This is a genomic window from Stenotrophomonas sp. YJH_SMC_33, from assembly GCF_059372295.1.
In genome coordinates this window covers 630,562-650,918 of sequence record NZ_JCAFVJ010000001.1, presented here as the reverse complement: position 1 = coordinate 650,918, position 20,357 = coordinate 630,562, and the positions used below count along the sequence as shown (strand labels likewise).

Below are 20,357 nucleotides of genomic sequence, written 5' to 3'. Positions count from 1 at the left end.
GTCAAGCGCAGGGCTACAACAACCCTTCGCGCTTCACCGCCAGATAGCGCTCCACCAGCGCGCCGGGCAGGGCGTCGGCGGTCACGTCCAGCACCATCACCTTCTCGTTGCGCAGTGCCTCGTGCGCCTTCGCGCGCTGCTGCAGGTACAGCGCGGCGGCACCGGCCTGGGTGGCGTCTTCCAGGGTCTGCACGTCACCCTCCAGCGCGCCATCCAGCTCGCGCTCGCGCAGGCTGGCCACGCATACCAGGTGGCGCCGCTGCAGCAGGCGCACCGCCGCCAGCAGGTCTTCGATGTCCTCGTCGCGCACATTGCTGACCAGCATCACCAGCGCACGCCGGCGCTGGCGCAGCGATACTTCGGTGGCCGCAGCCAGGTAGTCGGTGGCCACCGCGCGCGGCTGCAGGTCGTAGCTGGCGCGCAGCAGGTGCTCGACCGTGCCCATGCCGCGCTGTGGTGCCACCCAGCGGCGTTCGCCCCCGGCAGCGTACAGGCCGGCGGCATCGCCCTGGCGCAGCGCCAGGTAGGCCACCACCAGCGAGGCATTCAAGGCATGGTCGAAGTGCGAGAGCCCGCCTTCGCTGGCCAGCATGCGCCGGCCACTGTCGAGCATCAGCAGCAACTGCTGGTTCTTCTCGTCCTGGTACTCGCGCGAGATCAGCTTGCGCGCACGTGCGGTGGCCTTCCAGTCCAGCTGGCGCAGGCTGTCGCCGATGCGGTACTCGCGCATCTGGTGGAAGTCGGTGCCTTCGCCACGGCGGCGCTTGACGTGCGCACCGACCAGCCGCGAGGCCTGGTCGGCACTGAACAATGCGAAGCGGGTGAGCGGCACGAAGTTCGGATAGACCCGCACCTCCAGCGCCGGCGGCAGCGTGCGTTGCTGCCACCACAGGCGCCACGGCGAGCGCATGCGCAGGTGCACCCCCTCGAAGCGGAAGTGCCCACGCTGCAGCGGCTGCAGGTGGTAGTGCAGGGTGGATGCCGTACCGGCCTGCAGGCTCACGCGCTGCGGCAGCGCTTCCAGCGGCCAGCCGCCGGGCACCAGGTCGAACACCTGCACCGTCATCGATTGCTCGGCCTGCACACGCAACGCCGCCTCGCGGCGCATGCCCAGTGCCAGCGCTTCGGGCAGCTCGCGCTGCACCTGCGGCGATGCACGCCGCCACTGCCGCCACAGGTCCCACAGCGCGGGCAACGCGATGGCCACGGCCGCCAGTGCCCAGCTCCAGCGCGGCAGCCATCCGCCCAGCACCAGCCCGCCCAGGGCGGCCCAGGCCAGCAGCAGCGCCAGCAGCAGCGGGGCCGGCCTCATCGGCGCGGCGCTTCCACCTTGGCCAGCAGCGCGCCCAGCACGTCGTCGGCGTCCTGGCCCTCAATCTGCAGTTCCGGGGCCAGCGCGATGCGGTGCCGCAGCGCCGGGCGGGCGATGTCGCGCACGTCGTCCGGCGTGACGAAGTCGCGGCCGGCCAGCACCGCCTGTGCGCGCGAGGCACGCACCAGCGCGATGCTGCCGCGCGGACCGGCGCCGACGGCGATGCCCGGCCACTGCCGGGTGGCGGCGACGATGCGCACCGCGTAGTCGATCACCTCGTCATCGACGGTGATCGCCGCAGTGGCACGCTGCAGTTCCAGCAGCTCGCCGGCACCGAGCACACGCGGCACCTGGCTCAGGTCGAAATCGCTGGCAGCGCGGCCGCTGGTGATCGCGGTCACCATGCGCTTCTCGTCCTCCAGCTGGGGGTAGTCGATCAGCACCTTCAGCAGGAAGCGGTCCAGCTGTGCTTCCGGCAGCGGGTAGGTGCCTTCCTGCTCCAGCGGGTTCTGCGTGGCCAGCGCCATGAACGGCGGCGCCAGGGTGAAGGCCTTGCCCTCAATGGTCACCTGGCCTTCCTGCATTACTTCCAGCAGCGCCGACTGGGTCTTGGCCGGTGCACGGTTGATCTCGTCGGCCAGCAGCAGGTTGGTGAACACCGGGCCGCGGCGGATCTTGAAGCTCTCGCTCTTCGGGTCGTACACCGCGTGGCCACTGACGTCGCTGGGCATCAGGTCGGGGGTGAACTGCACGCGCCCGTAGTCCAGCTCCAGGGCCTGTGCCAGTGCACGCACCAGCAGGGTCTTGCCCAGCCCGGGCACGCCCTCGATCAGCACGTGGCCACCGGCCAGCAGCGCCACCAGGATCTGGTCCAGTACATCGGCCTGGCCGATGAAGGCGTGTCCAACGGCGGTGCGGATGGCATCGACGCGTTCGATCAGGCGGGCGTTGGCGGCCGCCGGCAGCTCGGGGACTTCGGTCATAGCAGGGATCTCATCTGGAGCAGCAAGCGGATACGCTCGCGCAGGGCGGAGGAATCGTGCGGCGGAGGTGGCGTCAGTGCGGCGGCAACACGGCCTTGCGGCCACTTCAGCAGTTCGGCGATGGCCTGTTCGCGTGGCGCACCATCCAGTGCGGCAGCCACCGGTGCGCGCAGGCGCAGGCGGTGCAGGAACAGGGCGAGAACGGCCTCGTACAGGCGCGTACCGTGGCCGAAACGCAGCAGCAATTCACCACTGGCGTGCACGTGTTCCAGCAGCGAACGGCGTTCCAGTACCGGTGACGGCAGCAGGCTGCCGAAGCGTTGCGAGCGGGCCCACAACCAGCCCAGCAGGGCCAGCAGCAGCGGCGCCCACAGCGGCCAGCCCTGGTAGAACAGGCGCGCCCACAGCGACGGTGGACGGCTGGCATAGATCAGCCAGACCGCACCCTTGCCGTAGTTCGGATCGAGCAGATAGCGGGTCAGGTCGCGGTGAGCCTTGTCGTGCAGGCCATCGCTGGCACCGCCGGCAGCCGCGGCCAGGCGCGCGGCAGGCGAGTCGACATCACCGCGCAGGAACTCCATGTCCGCCAGCACGCTCACCTTGCCCTGGCCATGGCGCAGGCGCGCGAACACCAGGTCACGGTCACCGCCCCAGCGGCGTTCGGCCTGCGCATTGGCGGCAAAACCCAGGGTGAAGCGGCGGCCAGCACAGAATTCAACGTGGCCAGGATCGTCGTCGACATGGAACGGCTGGCAATCGCTGCGCTGGAACAGGCTGTCCACGCCCAGCCGGTCCAGCAGGGGGCCCTGCGTGCTGCCGGTATCGTCCTCGACCGGCGGCGGTGTACGTACAAGCAGGTGGCCGCCACGGTCGACCCAGTCCAGCAGCGCGCTGGCAACGGGCGCCGGCAGTTCGCTGCTGTCCTGCAGCACCACCAGCGTGTCGTGCGGACCCAGCGCCATCTGCTGCAGGTCCAGCCGCGGCCGCGAGTGCACGGCGATGCCATCAGCGCGCAGGGCCTGGCCGAGCACGTACAGCGGGTTGTAGGCCGCCTCGCCCCGTGGCGGCAGCCGGATGGTCTCGGTTACCCGCTCGTGCGTGCGCAGGTAGAGGATCGCCAGCGGTACGCCGAGCAGCACCAATGCACCGAGCAGCAGCGACCAGAACAGGCGCGGACTCATGCCTGCCACCCGTACTGCTGGCGCAGGGCATCGGCCATCGCATCGAAATCGGCGCGGCTGGGCAGGCGGCCACCGTAGGCGGCGTACTGCCACATGCGCACGATGCGCGCGAACAGGTCACGGTCGCTGGCCTCGGGCATGCGCCGCGACGCGCGCAGGCATTGCGCTTCGGTGGCACCGGGTGGAAGCGCGATACCGCTGCGCTCGCCCACCGTGCGCACGCTGGCGCGGTACAGAAGGGCCAGCGCCTGCCGCGGCCGGCCCTGGTCCCAGAGCAGGCCGGCCTGGGTGGCCACGTCCGGCGGCAGCACCACCGGCAACTCCACCTGTTCCTCCACCACCGGCGGTGCGGCCTCGGCCTTGCGTCGGCCACTGCCCCGCAGCCACGGCAGCCACAGCCGTGCGGTCAGCAGCAGCACCAGCAGCAGGACGCCGAGCAGCCCCCACAGGCCCCATTCGGCCAGCCGCGCCAGCCAGGCGATGCCGTCCTTGCGCGCTTTGCGTTCACCGTTGCTGTTGGTGCCACGCTGCAGCTGCTTGTCTTCCTTCTTCTCTTCCTCGGCCTGTTCGATCGGCTTCCAGCGGGTGACCTGGCGGGTCGGGCGCTGCAGCGGGTCTTCATAGGCGCGGTTCACTGCCTGACGGAAACCGGCGGTGTCCACCGGCGTACCGCCGAAGATCGCTGCCGGGGTGTTGGCCGGGTCGATGGTCGGTGCTTCGTCGCTTTCCTCGGCGTCGATGCCACGGTCGTTGGGCTTGCCCATGGCTCGTTCGGGCTCGGCGTCTGTGTCCTGCGCATGCACCGGTGCGGAGACCAGCGGCAGTGCCAGGCACAGCAGCAGGGCCAGCGTCGATGCCGCCGGCAGCAGCCGCTCGCGCAGGCGGCGCAGAGCGATCTCCACATCCCAGGCTTCCATCTGCGTGCGCCGGTTCAAGTACAGGCCAAAGCCCGCACCGACGAAGAACGGGCCGATCAGCACCGAGGCCAGCCAGCACGCCAGGTTGAAGCCCAGCCGTGCCCATGCGGGTGTGTCCTGGCCGATCATGTCCCATGCGGCGCGCCATGATTCGGACATCAGCTCCAGTGGCATGAACATGAACACCGCACCGATCGCGCCGGATACCAGTACCACTTCGAAGGCCATGCAGCTCACGGTCAGCACCAGTGCCGCGCCTGCAGCCCCGGCGGCCACCGCACGGCGGCGTGGGCCGCGCTGGTCCGGTGTGTTGCCTTCCAGCAGGTTCACCGGCAGGCACAGGCTGCGCAGTACGCTGAAGCGGCGCCAGCCCAGGTAGCCCCAGAAGCCGCTGTTGCCCCAGTGACGTTGCGCACGCAGCGCGGCCAGCGTGCCGACTGGTTCACCGAAGATGCCGCGCGACAGCACATACAGCGGCGCACGTTCGAACAGCGGTTTGCACCACCACATCGCCAGCCAGGCCCAGCCGAAGGCATCCAGCCACCAGCCCAGCGCGTTGAAGATCACGAACAGCGGTGCACTGGCCAGCAGCCAGCTGCCCCACAGCGCGCGCGCGTGACGGCGGGACAGCGCGGTGCCCAGCTCCATCGCTTCCCAGCCACTGCGGGCACGCAGCGCCACGTCCAGGTGGTCAATGCGCATGGCCAGCTCCACGTCCGCCGCGCCACAGCCACAGCAGCACGCCGGCCCACAACACACCGGCCACGCTGAACTTGCCCCATGCAGGTACTTCGGCGATCGATGACCAGAAGGCTTCGATGAAGGCGGCCACCAACAGCATGAAGGCGACGCCGAGGCACAGCCGCGCGCCGATGCGGCCGCCGTCGACGAGTGCATCCAGGCGGCTGCGCCGGCCCGGCGCCAGCAGCTTCATGCCCAGCTGCAGGCCGGCACCGCCGGCGATCACGATCGCAGTCAGCTCGAAGGCGCCGTGGCCGACCACGAAGCGCCAGAACGGGTCGCCATGGCCGATGTGCTGCAGGTGGCCTGCCACTGAACCGATGATCACGCCGTTGAACAGCAGCACCAGCAGCGTGCCCAGCCCGGCCAGCAGCCCGCTGGCGAAGGCGCGCAGGGCGATGCTGATGTTGTTCATGATGTAGTGGCCGAACATCATCCAGTCGGTGCCGCTGTCACGCCCCAGGCGCTCGGCGGCGGGATCGTACATGCGCTCCATCTCGGCGATCTGGCGGTTGTCCATCAGCATGTGGATCAGGTCCGGATAGACCTGCACCAGCACGAAGCAGGCCACCGCCGGCAGCGCGAACATCGCCAGCGCCGCCCACATGCTGCGCGCCTGGCTGCGCACCAGCAGCGGAAAATCGGCCACCAGGAACTCCAGGGCACGCCGCCAGCGCGTTGGCGGCGTGCGATACAGCACGCTGTGGCCCTGCTGCATCAGCTGCTGCAGGCGTTGCACCAGCTGCGGGCTGTAGCCGCGCTCGCGGGCCAGCGCCAGCTGCTGGCACAGCCGCCGGTAGCGCTGCGGGAAGGTAGTGTCGTCCAGTGCCAGGCCGCTGGCCTTGCGGCGCGTGCGGCGTGAGGCGCCGGCACGCAGCAGCAGCCACTGCTCCAGATCCTGCCATTCCTGCTGGTAGCGGGCGACGAACTGCTCCTGTTTCATCGCCGCCCCAGCAGCCAGTTGGCCATCGCATACAGGCGCAACACGCCGACCTGGCCGTGGGTGCCGGTCAGTGGCTCGGCAATACCGGCCAGCTCCTGCTGGCGCGCCGCCGACAAGCGTGGCGCGCGCTCGGCGAATGCCATCAGCGCGGCCTGTTCCTCTGGTCGCAGGGGCTGCGGCGGGGCCAGCACGCTGCCGATGGTCGGCGGCGGTGGCAGGTACAGCGCGGGTGCATGCACCACCACAGTGCCTGCCACCAGGTCGCCCAGACGGCGGCCATGCGGATCGAACAGGCTGCTGATCAGGCCCAGCGCATAGCCGAAGGGCAGCATGTCCACCGTGCGCAGCAGGTTGCGGGTGATCGCCGCCATCCAGCCTGCCGGCGCGCCATCGCGGGACAGCACGCGCAGCCCCAGCGCACGCTTGCCCAGGGTGCGTCCCCACACTGCTTCGCAGACGATCGGGTAGGCCCAGTAGACCAGGAACATCAGCACCAGGTAGAGGCCGGAACCGAACTGGTCCAGCAGTGCCAGCGGAATCGACATCAGCACCAGTGCCGCGATGCGCACGCCGAGATCGACCAGCCAGGCCATCGCCCTCGGTACCGGGCCGGCTGCAGGCAACTGCAGCGGCACACCCTCCGGCGTTACCACCTCGCGGTAGGTATCGAGCATCGGTGCGGCCATCAGCGTGATGGCCTTCGTTGTGGGCGCCGGAGTCCTCTCCGGCAGGCAGCCACAGGCATGGGGGTCTCGACAGGTCCTGGTCGGGCCCAGACTTTAGCAGAGCCGCATGGCGGCGTTGGCCGCTCAGCCCAGGTATTCGTCCTTCAGCCGCACGTAGTGGTCGGCCGAGTAATGCAGCGCCTCGATTTCCTTGTCGCTCAGCGTGCGTGCCGGGCGGGCCGGGTTGCCCACCCACAGCTCGCCTTCGCCGACCACCTTGCCCGGGCCGACCACGGCACCGGCGCCGACGAAGCCATGGCGCTCGACCCGCGCGCCGTCGAGGATGCAGGCACCCATGCCGATCAGGCTGTAATCACCGATGGTGCAGGCGTGGATGATGCAGCCGTGGCCGACGGTCACGCCTTCGCCGATCAGGGTCGGGTAGCCGGCCTTGTTGTAGGGGCTGTGGTGGCTGACGTGGATGATGGTGCCGTCCTGCACGTTGGTGCGTGCGCCGATGCGCACGTAGTTGACGTCACCGCGGATGATCGTGCCCGGCCACACCGAGACGTCCTCGCCCAGCTCCACGTCACCGATGATCGTGCACGACGGGTCGATGTACACGCGCTCGCCGAGGACGGGCATCTTGTCGCGGAAGGGGCGCAGCGGGTTCATCGATGTCTCCGGAAATCAGGGCGTCCGCGACGATGATACGCGCTCGGCCAATGGCGACCCCGCCACCCGCAACTGCCGGAATGCCTCATGCATCCGTGTCGACCAAGGTCGACACCTGCCAGAACGGATCGCGCGCCGCATTGGTGGATGGCATCCACCGATCCCGCGTTACGCCACGCGGCCGCGGCGTGCACGCTCCAGGTGCACCAGCAGCAGCGAGATTGCCGCGGGGGTCATGCCCGGAATGCGCTGCGCCTGGCCGATGGTCTGCGGGCGCACGCGCTCCAGCTTCTGCAGCGCTTCGGCCGACAGCCCGCGCACCGCCGCGTAATCGAAGGCTTCGGCGATTGGCGTGGCTTCATGCCGCTGCTGGCGCTCGATCTCCTCGCGCTGGCGGTCCAGGTAGCCGGCGTACTTCACGCCGATCTCCACCTGTTCGGCCACCTTGGCGTCGGCCACCGCCGGGCCCAGCGACGGCACCTGCATAAGCTGCGCGTAGTCCAGCTCGGGGCGCTTGATCAGGTCCAGCACGCTGGTCTCGCGGCTGACCGCCACACCCAGCGTGTCCTGCACTTCGCGGCCCAGCGCATTGGCCGGGGTTGCCCACAGCGCGCCCAGGCGTGCGCGTTCGGCAGCAACAGCGGCCTGTTTGGTCTCGAACGCGTTCCAGCGGCGGTCATCCACCAAGCCCATCTCGCGGCCGGCCGGCGTCAGGCGCTGGTCGGCATTGTCCTCGCGCAGCTGCAGGCGGTACTCGGCGCGGCTGGTGAACATGCGGTAGGGCTCGTTGGTACCGTGAGTGATCAGGTCATCCACCAGCACGCCCAGGTACGCCTCGTCGCGGCGCGGGCACCAGCCGTCCAGCCCGCGCACCTGGCGTGCAGCGTTGAGGCCGGCCAACAGGCCTTGCGCGGCGGCTTCTTCATAGCCGGTGGTGCCGTTGATCTGGCCGGCGAAGAACAGGCCGTTGACCAGCTTGGTTTCCAGCGAAGCCTTCAACCCGCGTGGATCAAAGAAGTCGTACTCGATCGCGTAGCCCGGGCGGGTGATATGCGCGTTGCCGAAACCGCGGATGCTGCGCACCATCTCCAGCTGCACGTCGAACGGCAGCGAGGTGGAGATGCCGTTGGGGTAGATCTCGACGATGCCCAGGCCTTCGGGTTCGACGAAGATCTGGTGGCTGGCCTTCTCGGCAAAGCGCACCACCTTGTCCTCGATGGACGGGCAGTAGCGCGGGCCGATGCCCTCGATCTGGCCGCTGTACAGCGGTGAGCGGTGCAGTGCGTCGCGGATGATCTGGTGGGTCTGTTCGGTGGTGTGGGTGATCCAGCAGCTGACCTGCTGCGGATGCTCGTCCACCGAACCCAGGAAGGACATCACCGGGCGCGGCGAGTCGCCGGGCTGCTCATCCATCACGCTGTAGTCCAGCGAGCGGCCGTCGATGCGCGGCGGCGTGCCGGTCTTCAGGCGGTCCACCTGGAACGGGCGCTCGCGCAGGCGCGCGGCCAGCGTGGTGGCCGGCGGGTCGCCCATGCGGCCGGCGGCGTACTGGGTCGGGCCGACATGGATCTTGCCGGCCAGGAAGGTGCCGGCGGTCAGCACCACGGCCTCGGCGTCGAAGCGCAGGCCGGTCTGGGTGATGACCCCGCGCACGGCGTCGCCTTCGATGACCAGGTCATCGACGGCCGCCTGGAACACGGTCAGGTTGGCCTGGCCTTCGACGATGGCGCGGATCGCCATGCGGTACAGGTTGCGGTCGGCCTGGCAGCGGGTGGCGCGCACGGCCGGGCCCTTGGAGGCGTTGAGGGTGCGCCACTGGATGCCGGCGCGGTCGGCGGCATGCGCCATCGCACCGCCGAGCGCGTCGATTTCCTTGACCAGGTGGCCCTTGCCGATGCCGCCGATGGCCGGGTTGCAGCTCATCGCACCCACGGTTTCGATGTTGTGGGTCAGCAGCAGGGTGCGCACGCCGGTGCGGGCCGCGGCCAGCGCGGCTTCAGTGCCGGCGTGGCCACCGCCGATGACGATGACGTCGTAACGATGGAAGGACGGGTTCATGGGGGCTGTTCAGCTTGGGGCAGGCGCGGCCGGGGGCGGCGCCGGGGTGGCGATTTTAGCGCCATTCGGGGTCCGGACGCCGGCGCCGGCCAGTTGGCGGCGAAATCGGCCCTAAAGTTGGCAGGATTTTTGCAGATAACCCAATAGCACCCATCGTGGCTGGCGCCGCAGGCGCCCGTGACCGGAATTGGAACAGGGGCCGGTACAGGCGCACGATGGGGGAGCAGAGGGCCGGCAGTCGGGGGACTGTCCGGCCCTGTTTTTTTGCGGCTGTCAGGAAGGCGCCATCCACGCATGGCGTGGATCTACCGAAACCCAGGCTCTCGCCGGTTGGGGACCCGATAAAACAAACGGCCCCGCATTGCGGGGCCGTCTGCCTTCAGAGGTGCCGACATCCGACAGGGCCGGAACAGGGGGGATCCAGATGTTCCTGTCGGATATCGACGTAGAGCTTTGTGCGGCGGCCCCTGTCGTTCTTGTCACTTTGTGACGCGGGCCGTCACTGTTCGCGTAGATTGCGGCTTGGACCGTGTGAAATGCAAGACGGTTCAGCGCTCAACTGTGCGTTGCGTCGCACGATCCATGTTGCGCCAGGGGGAACCGTTCATCCTCGGCGCACTCGGTGCCGGTGCCGGACGGGCCTGGGGCGCCGAGGGCTGGGCGTTCGACTGCGGCGGGCGCCGCATCGAATCCATGTTCCGCCACGGCGAACCACCGTTGTACGACGGCCGTGACGGCGGCGGGGGACGATGCTCGCCACCATTGCCCGGGCGCGGCGGCGGGCGGTGGTTGTGCGGCGGTCGGTAGATCGGGCGCGAGTAATACGGGTTGCCGTAGCCGCCGTAGTAGCCGCCATAGCCACCGTAGTAGGGGCCGTAGTTGTAGGGATAGCCGGCCGGGTAGCGGTACTCCACCGACGGCGCACCGTGGTAGTAGCTGCCGCTGCGGCCGCCGCCGACATAGTCGTAGGTGGTGCAGCCGGTCAGGGCCAGCAACAGGCCACCGGCAAGCATCAGGCGCATTTTCATGGTGGGTCCCCCCAGAGGACGGGTGTGCAGTCAGCTTCGGGCGCCGGCGTTGAATCGGCCCTTAATTCTGCCGGCCAGGATGAATGGAGGCGTAGGCCTGCATGCTGGCATGACCTGCGCCCCGGTCGCCAGCGCGAAGCCATACGTTAATCTTGCGTCATGAGCGATTCACTGTTGCCCCGCGCCGATGACGTCCTGCTTGCTGCGGCGAGGATTGCCCCGCATGCCAGCGTGACCCCGGTACTGCGCTCGCGCATGCTTGATGCGCTGGCCGGCGCGCAGCTCGCGTTCAAGGCCGAGCACCTGCAGCGCGGCGGCGCATTCAAGTTCCGTGGTGCCTGCAACGCGGTGTGGTCGCTGGAGGCCGATCGCGCCAGTGCCGGCGTGGTCACGCACTCCTCCGGCAATCATGGCGCCGCCTTGGCGCTGGCCGCGCGCACGCGTGGCATTCCCTGTCACGTGGTGGTGCCGGAAGGCGCGGTGGCGGCCAAGCTGGCCAACATCGCGCGCCATGGCGCCACCCTCTGGCGCTGCCCGCCGACCACCGCCGATCGTGAGGCCGCCTGCGCCAAAGTGCAGGCCGATACCGGCGCGACTCTCGTCCATCCATACACCGACCCGGCGGTGATGGCGGGGCAGGGCACCGCCGCGCTGGAGCTGCTGCACAGCGACGGCCCGTTCGACGTGCTGGTGGTGCCGGTGGGCGGCGGTGGCCTGGCCAGCGGCACCGCGCTGGCCCTGCAGCACGCCAGCCCGCAGACCCGCCTGGTGCTGGCCGAGCCAGCCGGAGCCGACGATACCGCGCGCTCGCTGGCCGCTGGCGAGCGCCAGGGCGCGTTCGCCCCGGACACGATCTGCGATGGACTGCGTACCCTGATCGGCGCGCCGAATTTCGAATTGCTGCGCGCGGCAGGTGCCGAGGTGATCGTGGTTGATGACACCGCGACGATGGCGGCGATGCGCCTGCTGTGGGAGGTGCTCAAGCAGGTGGTCGAGCCATCCTCGGCCACCGTACTGGCCGCGGTGCTGGCACAGCCGCAACGTTTTGCCGGCCTGCGCGTGGGCCTGGTGCTGTCCGGCGGCAACGTCGACCTGCCCGCGTTGCGCTGGGGGGCGCCATGAGCCGCGACCGGCATCGGCCTCGCACCGGCCTGCTGGGCTGGCTGTGGCGGCTGTTTGTCCTGCTGGTGATCTGGCTGCTGGGTGTGACTGCCTGGATCGTCTGGGTCGGCGAGCGCGACCAGGCCGCCAAGGCCGACGCCATCATCGTGCTGGGTGCCGCCGCCTACGACGCCAAGCCGTCACCAGTGTTCGAAGAACGCATCCGCCATGGGCTGGATCTGTATGAAGCACGCTATGCGCCGCTGCTGATCTTCACCGGTGGCTATGGCGGCACCGGTGCGCGCTTCTCCGAATCGCAGGTGGCGCGGCGTTATGCGCTCAAGCATGGCGTGCCGGACGACGCTATCCTGATCGAGACCGCTTCGCGCAACACCGTGCAGAACCTGGTCGAAGCCAAGCGACTGATGGACCAGCGCGACCTGCACCGGGTGATCATCGTCAGCGACCCGCTGCACATGGCGCGCGCGCTGCGACTGAGCAAGGCACTGGGCATCGATGCGCTGGCCTCGTCCACGCCCAGCACGCGCTTCCGCAGCTTCCACACCAGCTGGCGCTTCCTGGTGCAGGAGATCTACTTCTTCCACCGCGACCTGGTGCGCCCGCCGCTGAGTTCGCCGGCCAATACCTGAGGGCGGAAGCCTGCGTTGGGCGCGGCGTCGCATTGGGTAGTGCCGGCCGCTGGCCGGCAGATGCCCACCATGGAATCGTGAGGTTGCCGGCCAGCGGCCGGCACTACCAGACGATCAGGTCTGCTTGCGCCGGATTGGAATCGCCGACACCGGTACCGAGGCCACGTCATGCCCGCCTTCGCGGATCGGTGCGCCCGGGTCCGGTGCCCAGGCATGGGCATAGATCACTTCCCAGCTGCTGGGCAGCTTGCCGTCGCTGCGCCGCATCGGTTCATACGCCGCTGCCGCCGCCGCGAAACGGCTACGCCCGGTCAGCGTATGGCGGCGGTCCACCCGTGCGTTGGTTGCGCCCATCGCGCGCAGTTCGCGCATCAACGAGGGCAGGTCGTCGTAGGTCAGGGTGAACAGATCGCGGTCCAGCACCGGGTCACGGAAGCCGGCCATCATCAGCGCATCACCGAACTGGGCGATCTGTGCAAAGCGGCTGACGTGCGGGCGGTCATCGGCGGCGGCGAAGGCTTCGTTGAGTTCGATCAGCGTTTCCGGGCCGAAGGTGGAGCACACCAGAAGGCCACCGGGCTTGAGCACACGGCGGAACCCGGCGAACACCGCCGGCAGGTCGTCCACCCACTGCAGGCACAGGTTGCTGAAGATCACGTCCACGCTGTTGTCGGCCAGCGGCAGCGCAGCGGCGTCGCCGCACAGGCGCTGGAACGGCTTCCACCAGCCGGCCTGGCGCTTGGCCTGGTCCAGCATCGGCAGCGCCACGTCCAGCGCGATCACCTGCGCCTTCGGCCAGCGCTTCTTCATCAACGCACTTGCATGGCCGGTGCCGGCGCCGATGTCCAGCACCACCTCGGGCTTGCGTGCCTCCAGGTAGTCCAGCGATTCGATCAGCCGCGACTGCACCTCGCGCTGCAGGGCGGCGGCAGCGTCGTAACTGGTGGCGGCACGCGCGAACGCGCGACGGACATGGCGGGCATCGAAGTGGGACGGCATTGCGAACTCTCTTAGAACGTACCGGGGTAGGCGCCGCCGTCGATCAGCAGATTCTGCCCGGTGAGGTAACCGGCCTGTGCACTGCACAGGAAGGCGCAGGCGGCGCCGAATTCGTCAGGCGTGCCGAAGCGGCCGGCGGGAATCTGCTGGCGGCGGCGTTCGGCGACTTCGCCGGCATCGCCGTCCTTGCCCGCACTGTGGGCGAAGTTGGCGCGCAGGCGGTCGGTGTCGAACTGGCCGGGCAGCAGGTTGTTGATGGTGACGTTGTGGGCCACGGTGCGGCGCGCCAGGCCGGCGACGAAACCGGTCAGACCACTGCGCGCGCCGTTGGACAACGCCAGGATGTCGATCGGGGCTTTCACCGCCGACGAGGTGATGTTGACGATGCGGCCGAAGCCACGCGCGATCATCGCGTCGACGGTGGCGCGGATCAGCGCGATCGGCGCCAGCATGTTGGCGTCCAGCGCGGCGATCCAGTCGTCGCGCTCGAAATTGCGGAAGTCGCCCGGTGGCGGGCCACCGGCATTGGTGACCAGGATGTCCACCTGCGGGCATGCGGCCAGCGCCGCAGCACGGCCGGCCTCGGTGGTGACGTCGGCGGCGACCGCGCGGACCTCAACGGCACCGGGCAGGGCGCTCAGCCCTGCGGCGGCAACCTGCAGTGCCTCCTCGCCACGAGCCACGACCACCACGTTGACGCCCTCGCGCACCAGCGCACGCGCGCAGCCCAGGCCCAGCCCCTTGCTTGCGCCGCAGACCAGTGCCCAGCGGCCGTTGATACCCAGATCCATGCGTCAATCCTGCGGAATTCGGAGGGGGCTCATTGTCCGCCATCGGCCGGTGACAGGCCGGCAACGAAGTGTTGCAGGGCGGCGGCCACCTCATCGGCATGGCCGAGGAAAGGCGCATGTCCACCATGGGCGATCGTCAGCGCCTGCGCGCCCGGGGCCAGCGCCGCGGCGGCCTGCATCGCCACCGGAGACACCAACCGGTCTCGCTGGCCGGCGATCCACAGGCTGGGCTTGCCCAGCGTCGGCAGCGCGCCGCGCAGATCGGTGCTTTCGAGCAGGCGCAGGCCTTCCAGCAGGGCGCGTTCGGTGGGCGCACCGCGCTCGACCAGGCGCTGCCGCAGGATGCGCAGCTCCTCGCGGGCGTGTGCCGAGCCCATCACGTCCAGCGCGAGGAAGCGTTCCAGGGTGCCGCCGAAGTCGGTGGCCAGCTCGCGCCCGAACTGCTCGAACACCGCCGGTTCCACTGCATGCGGCCAGTCTTCGCCACGCACGAAGCGTGGCGTGGCCGCGATCATCGCCAGCCCGCGTACCTTGGGCAGCGTCGCCGCCGCGTGCAGCGCGAACAGACCGCCCAGCGACCAGCCGCACCACACCGCCGGCGGCGTGGCCGCGGCAATGGCGTTGACCACGAACGGCAGGCGCAGCGGCGTGCTGTCCTCGCGGCTGTGGCCATGGCCAGGCAGATCAACCAGATGCAGGGTGAACCGATCGGCCAAGCGCTGCACCAGCGGCGCGAACACACCGCCCTGCAGGGCCCAGCCATGGATCAGTACCAGGTCCGGCCCTTGGCCGGTGACGTCGATATGCATGGGAAAACGACAGCAGGCTCAGGCAAAGACAGGCAACGGCGGTGGCGCGGCGTCACGCACCGCCAGGGTCACGCGATCGCGCGCGCTGGCGAGAGCCTCCACCAGGCCGCGCACCTGTTCCGGCGTATGCAGCGCGGATAGTGTGATGCGCAGGCGCGCCTTGCCTTCGGGCACCGTGGGCGGACGGATCGCGCCGACCAGCCAACCGGCCTGTTCCAGCGCCTTGGACATCGCCACGGCGCGGTGATCGTCACCACACAGCAGCGGTTGTATCGGCGTCTCCGAAGCCATCAGGTCCAGCCCATGGCGACGTGCTTCGCTGCGGAACAGCGCGATCAGGTCGGTCAGCTTGGTGCGACGCCAGTGGTCGCGGCGCGCCAGGCGCACTGCTTCAAGCGCAGCAGCGGCCATCGCCGGTGGCACGGCGGTGGTGTAGATGTACGGGCGCGCGGTTTCGGCCAGATGCTCGATCAGGTCGTCGCGGCCGAGCACCAAGGCGCCGGAACCACCCAGTGCCTTGCCCAGCGTGACCAGCTGCAGCGGCACATCGTCCACGCCCAGTCCGGCGGCGGCCACGGCACCACGGCCATCACCGACGACGCCTACACCGTGCGCATCATCCACATAGAACAGCGCCTGTTGCAGGCGTGCCACAAGCGACAATGCACGCAGCGGTGCGATGTCGCCGTCCATGCTGAAGACACCATCGGTGGCCAGCATTGCCGCGCCGTCGGGCGCGTGCTTGAGCTGGCGCATCGCGCCTTCCGCATCCAGGTGCGGGTAGCGGCGCAGGCGCGCACCGGCCAGCCGGGTGGCATCAAGGAGGCTGGCGTGGTTGAGCTTGTCCTGTACGCAGACATCGTCCTCTTCGCTCAGCAGTGCCTGCTGCACCGCCAGATTGGCGGCGAAGCCACTGCCGAACAGCAGCGCACGCGGATAGCCCAGCCACTCGGCCACCTCGCGTTCCAGCGCCTCATGCAGGGCGTGGTGGCCGCAGACCAGGTGCGAGGCACCGGCGCCAGCGCCTTCGCGTGCGGCGGCGTCCTGCAGCGCGTTGACCACGCTGAACTGCTGGGCCAGGCCCAGGTAGTCGTTGCTGCAGAAGCCGGTCAGCCACTGGCCGTCCACTTCCAGGCGCACGCCATCACGTCGGGTGACCGTGCGTCGCGGGCGGCGACGGCCTTGGGCATCGCGCAGAGCGCGCTGGGCGTGGAGGCGGGCGGTCAGGTCGGGGCGGGCCATGGTGGCTGAATGCGTCGACGGAGCGGCTAGGGTAGCGCGTTGCCGCGGCGCCTGCTTGCGGCCCGTCTCAGGCCGCGTGAGCGCAGCCGCAGCCGGGTGCATCGGCGCTGATATCGGCGTGCACGGTGCCGCCGTGGTCGTGGCCTTCGGCATCCACCTGCACGGCCATCGGCTGCAACCCCAGCCGCGCGAACAGAGCCAGGTCGCGCTCGCTCTCCGGGTTGCCGGTGGTCAGCAGCTTGTCGCCGTAGAAGATCGAATTGGCACCGGCCAGGAAACACAGCGCCTGAAGCTCGTCGCTCATCGCCTCGCGCCCGGCCGACAGCCGCACCATCGCGCGCGGCATGGCGATGCGGGCCACCGCAATCATGCGCACGAACTCGAACGGGTCCAGTTCGGCACTGCCATGCAGCGGCGTGCCCGCCACCTGCACCAGCTTGTTGATCGGCACCGAATCCGGATGCGCCGGCAGCGTGGCCAGTGCCAGCAGCAGGCCAACGCGCTGCGCGCGCGTCTCGCCCATGCCGACGATGCCACCGCAGCAGGTCTTCAGGCCGGCATCGCGCACGTGCTCCAGCGTATCCAGACGGTCCTGGTACTGGCGCGTGTGGATGATCGAATCGTAGTAGTCCGGCGCGGTGTCGAGGTTGTGGTTGTAGTAGTCCAGGCCCGCATCCTTCAGCGCACGTGCCTGCTCGCCACTGAGCATGCCCAGCGTGGCGCAGGTCTCCAGGCCCAGCGCCTTCACCCCGGCGATCATCGCCGCCACCTTCGGAATGTCGCGGTCCTTTGGCGATCGCCACGCGGCACCCATGCAGAAGCGCGATGCACCGGCGGCCTTGGCCTGGCGCGCCTTGGCCAGCACCGCGTCGGTCTCCATCAGCTTCTGCGCATTCACCCCGGTGCTGTAGCGCTGCGCCTGCGGGCAGTACGCGCAGTCTTCCGGGCAGCCTCCGGTCTTCACCGACAACAGCGTGGACACCTGCACCTGCGCCGGATCGAAGTGCTCGCGGTGCACCGCGGCGGCGCGGAACAGCAGCTCGGGGAACGGCAGATCGAACAGCGCCTGCAGTTCGTCGTGATGCCAGTCGTGGCGGATGGCAGCAGCCATGGCGGACCTTGGGTACGAGTGGAGCGAGGGCGGCAGTGTGGGTGGGTTGGTGAATGCTGTCAACTAATTGGTAATTAAGTCGGTTTACAGAAATCGACTGCCAGAAATGCGCGCTACGGTGTAAGTTCATTGCCGCATACGGACTCGCGAGCACGTGCCATGGACAGCTACCAGCCCTACCCGATCCGCCGCCATGCGGTGCTGTGCAGCCTGGCCGAACTGCCTGACGGCCGCCTGCGCGTGGTGATGGATGATCTGCGCCAAGCGGGGGAACCCGGGCACTGGCAGCACAGGGTCTTCGTGACCCTCAGGGACTACGCGGCGGGGGCGGGGCAGCTCGATCCGTCGACGTTGCCTGACGAGGAGCTGCAGAAGGTCGGTCTGTTCGTGCTGGCTCGCCTGCTGGCCATCAATGGTTGCCTGCACCACGCCGATGAGGCGCCCGACGGCGATGCCCATCTGACCGGGCAGCAGCGGCAGAGCATCGCCGCGCTGACCGACGACGACATTGCATGGATCGACGGACAGTTGCTTTCACACTGCGATGGGCAGTTCCGGAAAGTCGCCTACATCGTGGGGAACGCGATATCGCTGGACCCGCAGCGCCGCCCCAGCATTACCGATGTCTTCTACGCCCAGCGCGTGCGCGAACTGGTTGCGTGCGGCGTGCTGGAAGCGCAGGGTGACCTGACCCGCATGCGCTATTGCGAGGTACGCATCCCGCACCAGCCCTGACCGCTGATGCCACCGATGATGAGCTGGTGCACCTGCCGCTTCATCAGCAGTGGCGGCGCCAGCATCCCAACGTGCGCAGTATGGGAAAGCGGCGGTGGCGGGAGCGCCTGCCCGTCTGGCGGTGTGCGCATTGGGCAGGTTGTCGGGACGGCCCGTGTCCAGGCATTTCACCGCATCCTGCAAGGCCTTCGGCCACAGTGACCGCTGTCCACCTGCTCCCGCTGCGTCCACACTGCCTCGCATGACCGATCTCCATCGCCTTCGCGGCCGCATCACCGCGCTGGTCCTAAGCGAGGCATGGCGCCGCCGTGCCGCGCTCTGGGGCGGGGCTGTGGCCGTAGCGCTGGTGGCCATCCTGTTCGCCAAGGCCAGCGATGCGGCCTTCCATCTGTTCCAGCGCATCACGTCGCACTCGCCATGGTGGGCCCTGCTGCTCACGCCCGGCATCTTCGCGCTGCTGGCGTGGCTCACTTCCGGCGTGCTGAAGCCCACGCGGGGCAGCGGCATTCCGCAGGTCATCGCTGCGCTGGACAAGGCCGATGAGCCGTTCCGGAAAACCAACCTTTCCCCAGCGGTTTCGGCCGGCAAGCTGCTGCTGACCTCGCTGTCGCTGCTGGGGGGCGCATCGGTCGGGCGCGAGGGGCCCACCGTGCACGTAGGCGCAAGCCTGATGTATCTGTTCGGCCGCTGGTTCGGTTTCAAGGATCCCCGCGAGCTCTCGCACTTCCTGCTGGCCGGTGGTGCGGCGGGTATCGCGGCGGCCTTCAACACGCCGCTGGCCGGTATCGTCTTCGCCATCGAGGAGCTCAGCGGCCGCTTCGAGCATCGTTTCTCAGGCACCCTGCTGACCGCAGTGATCGTCGGCGGCGTGGTGTCGCTGGGCCTGCTCGGCAACTACACCTACTTCGGCCATGTGAGTGCACGCCTGCCGCTCGGCCAGGGCTGGCTGGCCATCCTGCTTTGCGGCGTGGTGGCAGGGCTGCTGGGCGGCCTGTTCGCGCGTGCGGTGCTGGCCAGTGCGGCGGGCCGCCCGCGTTGGCTCGGGCAACTGCGGCAGCGGCATCCGGTGCTGCTGGCCGCAGGCTGCGGCATGGCGGTGGTACTGCTCGCCCTGGTCTTCGGTGAAGGCGCGTTCGGCACCGGCTACGAGCAGGCGCGCAGCCTGGTGCAGGGGCAGGCGCTGGTCGGCCACGAGTTCGGGTTGATGAAGCTGCTGGCCAACCTCGCATCGTACGTGGCCGGTATTCCCGGAGGCTTGTTCTCGCCCGCGCTGGCGGTCGGTGCGGGACTGGGCCACAATCTGGCGGTGCTGATGCCGGGCGTGGACCCGCGCGCGTTCGTGCTGCTGGGCATGTGTGCGTACCTCACCGGCGTTACCCAGGCCCCGCTGACGTCGGCGGTGATCTCGCTGGAGCTGACCGACAGTGGTGATCTGCTGCTGCCGATCCTGGCCACGGTGCTGATCGCGCGTGGCGTGTCCGGGCTGGTCTGCCGGGTGCCGATCTACCGTGGGTTGGCAGAGTTGTTGATCGGGCCCGCCGCTACGCCACCGGCGACCGGACAGGGTGAACGCCTTTCCTGACGGGCGGCGGCCCCCGTCGCAGTTGAGGGCAGTTCCGACACTGCAATCGGTGCTTCGCCGATGGCCGCACGCGGCGTGCGCCATCAAGTATTGGGTGATGCGTACTTATCGCCTGCGTTCGGCAACCCGTGTCTCGCGCGCACTGCTTGGTGTGCTGCTACCGCTCCGCTGCCTGGTCTGCGGCGACCCGGGCCACGATGATCTTGATCTGTGCTGCGCTTGCCTGGCCGATCTGCCCTGGGCAGGCCGTGCCTGCCTGCGCTGCGCGTTGCCGTTGCCCGACACCGCGTTGATCGTCTGTGGCAGCTGCCGCGAGGAGGTACCGCCACAGACGGCTACCCACGCCAGCCTGCTGTACCTGCCACCGGTCGACCAGTTGCTGGTCCGCTACAAGTTCCATCAGGATCTCGCAGCCGGACGCCTGCTCGCGCAGCTGATGCAGCGCGCACCGCCGCCGTGGTGGTGTCCACCGCTGGTGCCGGTGCCGCTGCACAATCGCCGGCTGCGCCAGCGCGGCTACAACCAGGCGGGCGAGCTGTGCCGGCTGCTGCCGATGCCGGTCTGGCAGGGGCTGTACCGGCGGCGCCACACCGCGCCGCAGTCCGAGCGCACGGCCGAACAGCGCAGGGAAAATCTGTTCGATGCGTTCGATGTGCGTGGCTTGGTGCCAACGCGGCTGACCGTGGTCGATGATGTGATGACCACCGGCAGCACGGTGATGGAGGTTGCCGAGACGCTGCGCCTGGTGGGCGCTGCGGAGGTGCGCGTGTGGGTCTGCGCGCGGGCGCCGTGATCGCCCTCTTCATCCACAGGGGCTAGGATGAGGCCGGTTCC

The 20,357-nt window shown here is 69.1% G+C and carries 19 protein-coding genes; 5 read left to right on the top strand and 14 right to left on the bottom strand.

From position 1 onward, the window contains the following. Positions 1-13 precede the first annotated feature (13 nt). The 9 genes from AC5P9W_RS03065 to AC5P9W_RS03025 all read right to left on the bottom strand — a co-directional run bounded on the left by AC5P9W_RS03065 (position 14) and on the right by AC5P9W_RS03025 (position 10,503). A complete protein-coding gene (locus AC5P9W_RS03065) occupies positions 14-1,312 on the bottom strand; it encodes a DUF58 domain-containing protein (RefSeq protein WP_206621342.1) in 1,299 nt (432 codons plus the stop codon). Then, positions 1,309-2,295, bottom strand: a complete 987-nt coding sequence (locus tag AC5P9W_RS03060; protein ID WP_014648782.1) for an AAA family ATPase — start codon at positions 2,293-2,295, stop codon at positions 1,309-1,311. The genes AC5P9W_RS03065 and AC5P9W_RS03060 overlap by 4 nt, the downstream gene beginning before the upstream one ends. Beyond that, entirely contained in the window at positions 2,292-3,476 is a 1,185-nt protein-coding gene (locus AC5P9W_RS03055) for a DUF4350 domain-containing protein (protein WP_495218776.1), read from the bottom strand. The genes AC5P9W_RS03060 and AC5P9W_RS03055 overlap by 4 nt, the downstream gene beginning before the upstream one ends. Beyond that, the gene (locus AC5P9W_RS03050; protein ID WP_031270172.1) at positions 3,473-5,095 is read right to left on the bottom strand and encodes a DUF4129 domain-containing protein; all 1,623 of its coding nucleotides are present in this window, start codon (positions 5,093-5,095) and stop codon (positions 3,473-3,475) included. Before AC5P9W_RS03050 ends, AC5P9W_RS03055 begins: the two co-directional genes overlap by 4 nt. Beyond that, positions 5,085-6,077 carry a stage II sporulation protein M gene (locus AC5P9W_RS03045; protein WP_021203337.1) on the bottom strand — a complete coding sequence of 331 codons (993 nt, stop codon included), beginning with the start codon at positions 6,075-6,077 and terminating at the stop codon, positions 5,085-5,087. The genes AC5P9W_RS03050 and AC5P9W_RS03045 overlap by 11 nt, the downstream gene beginning before the upstream one ends. After that, positions 6,074-6,763 (bottom strand): RDD family protein, encoded by a 690-nt coding sequence (locus AC5P9W_RS03040; protein WP_019661651.1) that lies wholly within the window; start codon positions 6,761-6,763, stop codon positions 6,074-6,076. Before AC5P9W_RS03040 ends, AC5P9W_RS03045 begins: the two co-directional genes overlap by 4 nt. A 123-nt stretch (positions 6,764-6,886) precedes the next feature. Continuing rightward, entirely contained in the window at positions 6,887-7,417 is a 531-nt protein-coding gene (locus tag AC5P9W_RS03035) for a gamma carbonic anhydrase family protein (protein WP_019661650.1), read from the bottom strand. A gap of 168 nt (positions 7,418-7,585) precedes the next feature. Further along, positions 7,586-9,475 (bottom strand): tRNA uridine-5-carboxymethylaminomethyl(34) synthesis enzyme MnmG, encoded by a 1,890-nt coding sequence (gene mnmG / locus AC5P9W_RS03030; protein WP_021203344.1) that lies wholly within the window; start codon positions 9,473-9,475, stop codon positions 7,586-7,588. A 548-nt stretch (positions 9,476-10,023) separates the two neighbouring features. After that, positions 10,024-10,503 (bottom strand): hypothetical protein, encoded by a 480-nt coding sequence (locus tag AC5P9W_RS03025; RefSeq protein ID WP_058979058.1) that lies wholly within the window; start codon positions 10,501-10,503, stop codon positions 10,024-10,026. Positions 10,504-10,662: 159 nt separating this feature from the next. Between AC5P9W_RS03025 and AC5P9W_RS03020 the strand changes: the two genes are divergently transcribed. Continuing rightward, on the top strand, positions 10,663-11,625 hold the full coding sequence (locus tag AC5P9W_RS03020; protein ID WP_058979056.1) for a pyridoxal-phosphate dependent enzyme: 963 nt from the start codon (positions 10,663-10,665) through the stop codon (positions 11,623-11,625). Then, positions 11,610-12,254, top strand: a complete 645-nt coding sequence (locus tag AC5P9W_RS03015) for a YdcF family protein (RefSeq protein ID WP_029379804.1) — start codon at positions 11,610-11,612, stop codon at positions 12,252-12,254. The genes AC5P9W_RS03020 and AC5P9W_RS03015 overlap by 16 nt, the downstream gene beginning before the upstream one ends. 114 nt (positions 12,255-12,368) lie before the next feature. Here AC5P9W_RS03015 and bioC read toward each other — a convergent pair whose 3' ends face one another. The 5 genes from bioC to bioB all read right to left on the bottom strand — a co-directional run bounded on the left by bioC (position 12,369) and on the right by bioB (position 17,206). Then, positions 12,369-13,253, bottom strand: a complete 885-nt coding sequence (gene bioC, locus AC5P9W_RS03010) for a malonyl-ACP O-methyltransferase BioC (RefSeq protein WP_111098626.1) — start codon at positions 13,251-13,253, stop codon at positions 12,369-12,371. An 11-nt stretch (positions 13,254-13,264) separates the two neighbouring features. Further along, complete coding sequence (locus AC5P9W_RS03005) at positions 13,265-14,044, bottom strand: SDR family oxidoreductase (RefSeq protein ID WP_495218774.1); 780 nt, start codon at positions 14,042-14,044, stop codon at positions 13,265-13,267. Between the two features lie 29 nt (positions 14,045-14,073). Further along, the gene (bioH, locus tag AC5P9W_RS03000; RefSeq protein ID WP_111103912.1) at positions 14,074-14,853 is read right to left on the bottom strand and encodes a pimeloyl-ACP methyl ester esterase BioH; all 780 of its coding nucleotides are present in this window, start codon (positions 14,851-14,853) and stop codon (positions 14,074-14,076) included. A gap of 18 nt (positions 14,854-14,871) precedes the next feature. After that, positions 14,872-16,095, bottom strand: a complete 1,224-nt coding sequence (gene bioF, locus AC5P9W_RS02995) for an 8-amino-7-oxononanoate synthase (RefSeq protein ID WP_134730941.1) — start codon at positions 16,093-16,095, stop codon at positions 14,872-14,874. A gap of 67 nt (positions 16,096-16,162) precedes the next feature. Beyond that, complete coding sequence (bioB, locus tag AC5P9W_RS02990) at positions 16,163-17,206, bottom strand: biotin synthase BioB (RefSeq protein ID WP_134730943.1); 1,044 nt, start codon at positions 17,204-17,206, stop codon at positions 16,163-16,165. Between the two features lie 159 nt (positions 17,207-17,365). Here bioB and AC5P9W_RS02985 point away from each other — a divergent pair, with 159 nt between their 5' ends. The 3 genes from AC5P9W_RS02985 to AC5P9W_RS02975 all read left to right on the top strand — a co-directional run bounded on the left by AC5P9W_RS02985 (position 17,366) and on the right by AC5P9W_RS02975 (position 20,316). Beyond that, positions 17,366-17,941 carry a DUF3658 domain-containing protein gene (locus AC5P9W_RS02985; RefSeq protein WP_180832722.1) on the top strand — a complete coding sequence of 192 codons (576 nt, stop codon included), beginning with the start codon at positions 17,366-17,368 and terminating at the stop codon, positions 17,939-17,941. Between the two features lie 241 nt (positions 17,942-18,182). Beyond that, entirely contained in the window at positions 18,183-19,523 is a 1,341-nt protein-coding gene (locus AC5P9W_RS02980; protein ID WP_058979044.1) for a chloride channel protein, read from the top strand. Positions 19,524-19,620: 97 nt separating this feature from the next. Beyond that, the gene (locus tag AC5P9W_RS02975; protein ID WP_180832723.1) at positions 19,621-20,316 is read left to right on the top strand and encodes a ComF family protein; all 696 of its coding nucleotides are present in this window, start codon (positions 19,621-19,623) and stop codon (positions 20,314-20,316) included. Positions 20,317-20,357 lie beyond the last annotated feature (41 nt).

Excerpts from the sequence above, each read along its gene's own strand:
- AC5P9W_RS03065 (WP_206621342.1), bottom strand. The coding sequence starts at position 1,312 with ATGAGGCCGGCCCCGCTGCTGCTGGCGCTGCTGCTGGCCTGGGCCGCC.
- AC5P9W_RS03060 (WP_014648782.1), bottom strand. The coding sequence starts at position 2,295 with ATGACCGAAGTCCCCGAGCTGCCGGCGGCCGCCAACGCCCGCCTGATC.
- AC5P9W_RS03055 (WP_495218776.1), bottom strand. The coding sequence starts at position 3,476 with ATGAGTCCGCGCCTGTTCTGGTCGCTGCTGCTCGGTGCATTGGTGCTG.
- AC5P9W_RS03050 (WP_031270172.1), bottom strand. The coding sequence starts at position 5,095 with ATGCGCATTGACCACCTGGACGTGGCGCTGCGTGCCCGCAGTGGCTGG.
- AC5P9W_RS03045 (WP_021203337.1), bottom strand. The coding sequence starts at position 6,077 with ATGAAACAGGAGCAGTTCGTCGCCCGCTACCAGCAGGAATGGCAGGAT.
- AC5P9W_RS03040 (WP_019661651.1), bottom strand. The coding sequence starts at position 6,763 with ATGGCCGCACCGATGCTCGATACCTACCGCGAGGTGGTAACGCCGGAG.
- AC5P9W_RS03035 (WP_019661650.1), bottom strand. The coding sequence starts at position 7,417 with ATGAACCCGCTGCGCCCCTTCCGCGACAAGATGCCCGTCCTCGGCGAG.
- mnmG (WP_021203344.1), bottom strand. The coding sequence starts at position 9,475 with ATGAACCCGTCCTTCCATCGTTACGACGTCATCGTCATCGGCGGTGGC.
- AC5P9W_RS03025 (WP_058979058.1), bottom strand. The coding sequence starts at position 10,503 with ATGAAAATGCGCCTGATGCTTGCCGGTGGCCTGTTGCTGGCCCTGACC.
- AC5P9W_RS03020 (WP_058979056.1), top strand. The coding sequence starts at position 10,663 with ATGAGCGATTCACTGTTGCCCCGCGCCGATGACGTCCTGCTTGCTGCG.
- bioC (WP_111098626.1), bottom strand. The coding sequence starts at position 13,253 with ATGCCGTCCCACTTCGATGCCCGCCATGTCCGTCGCGCGTTCGCGCGT.
- AC5P9W_RS03005 (WP_495218774.1), bottom strand. The coding sequence starts at position 14,044 with ATGGATCTGGGTATCAACGGCCGCTGGGCACTGGTCTGCGGCGCAAGC.
- bioH (WP_111103912.1), bottom strand. The coding sequence starts at position 14,853 with ATGCATATCGACGTCACCGGCCAAGGGCCGGACCTGGTACTGATCCAT.
- bioF (WP_134730941.1), bottom strand. The coding sequence starts at position 16,095 with ATGGCCCGCCCCGACCTGACCGCCCGCCTCCACGCCCAGCGCGCTCTG.
- bioB (WP_134730943.1), bottom strand. The coding sequence starts at position 17,206 with ATGGCTGCTGCCATCCGCCACGACTGGCATCACGACGAACTGCAGGCG.
- AC5P9W_RS02985 (WP_180832722.1), top strand. The coding sequence starts at position 17,366 with ATGGACAGCTACCAGCCCTACCCGATCCGCCGCCATGCGGTGCTGTGC.
- AC5P9W_RS02980 (WP_058979044.1), top strand. The coding sequence starts at position 18,183 with ATGACCGATCTCCATCGCCTTCGCGGCCGCATCACCGCGCTGGTCCTA.
- AC5P9W_RS02975 (WP_180832723.1), top strand. The coding sequence starts at position 19,621 with ATGCGTACTTATCGCCTGCGTTCGGCAACCCGTGTCTCGCGCGCACTG.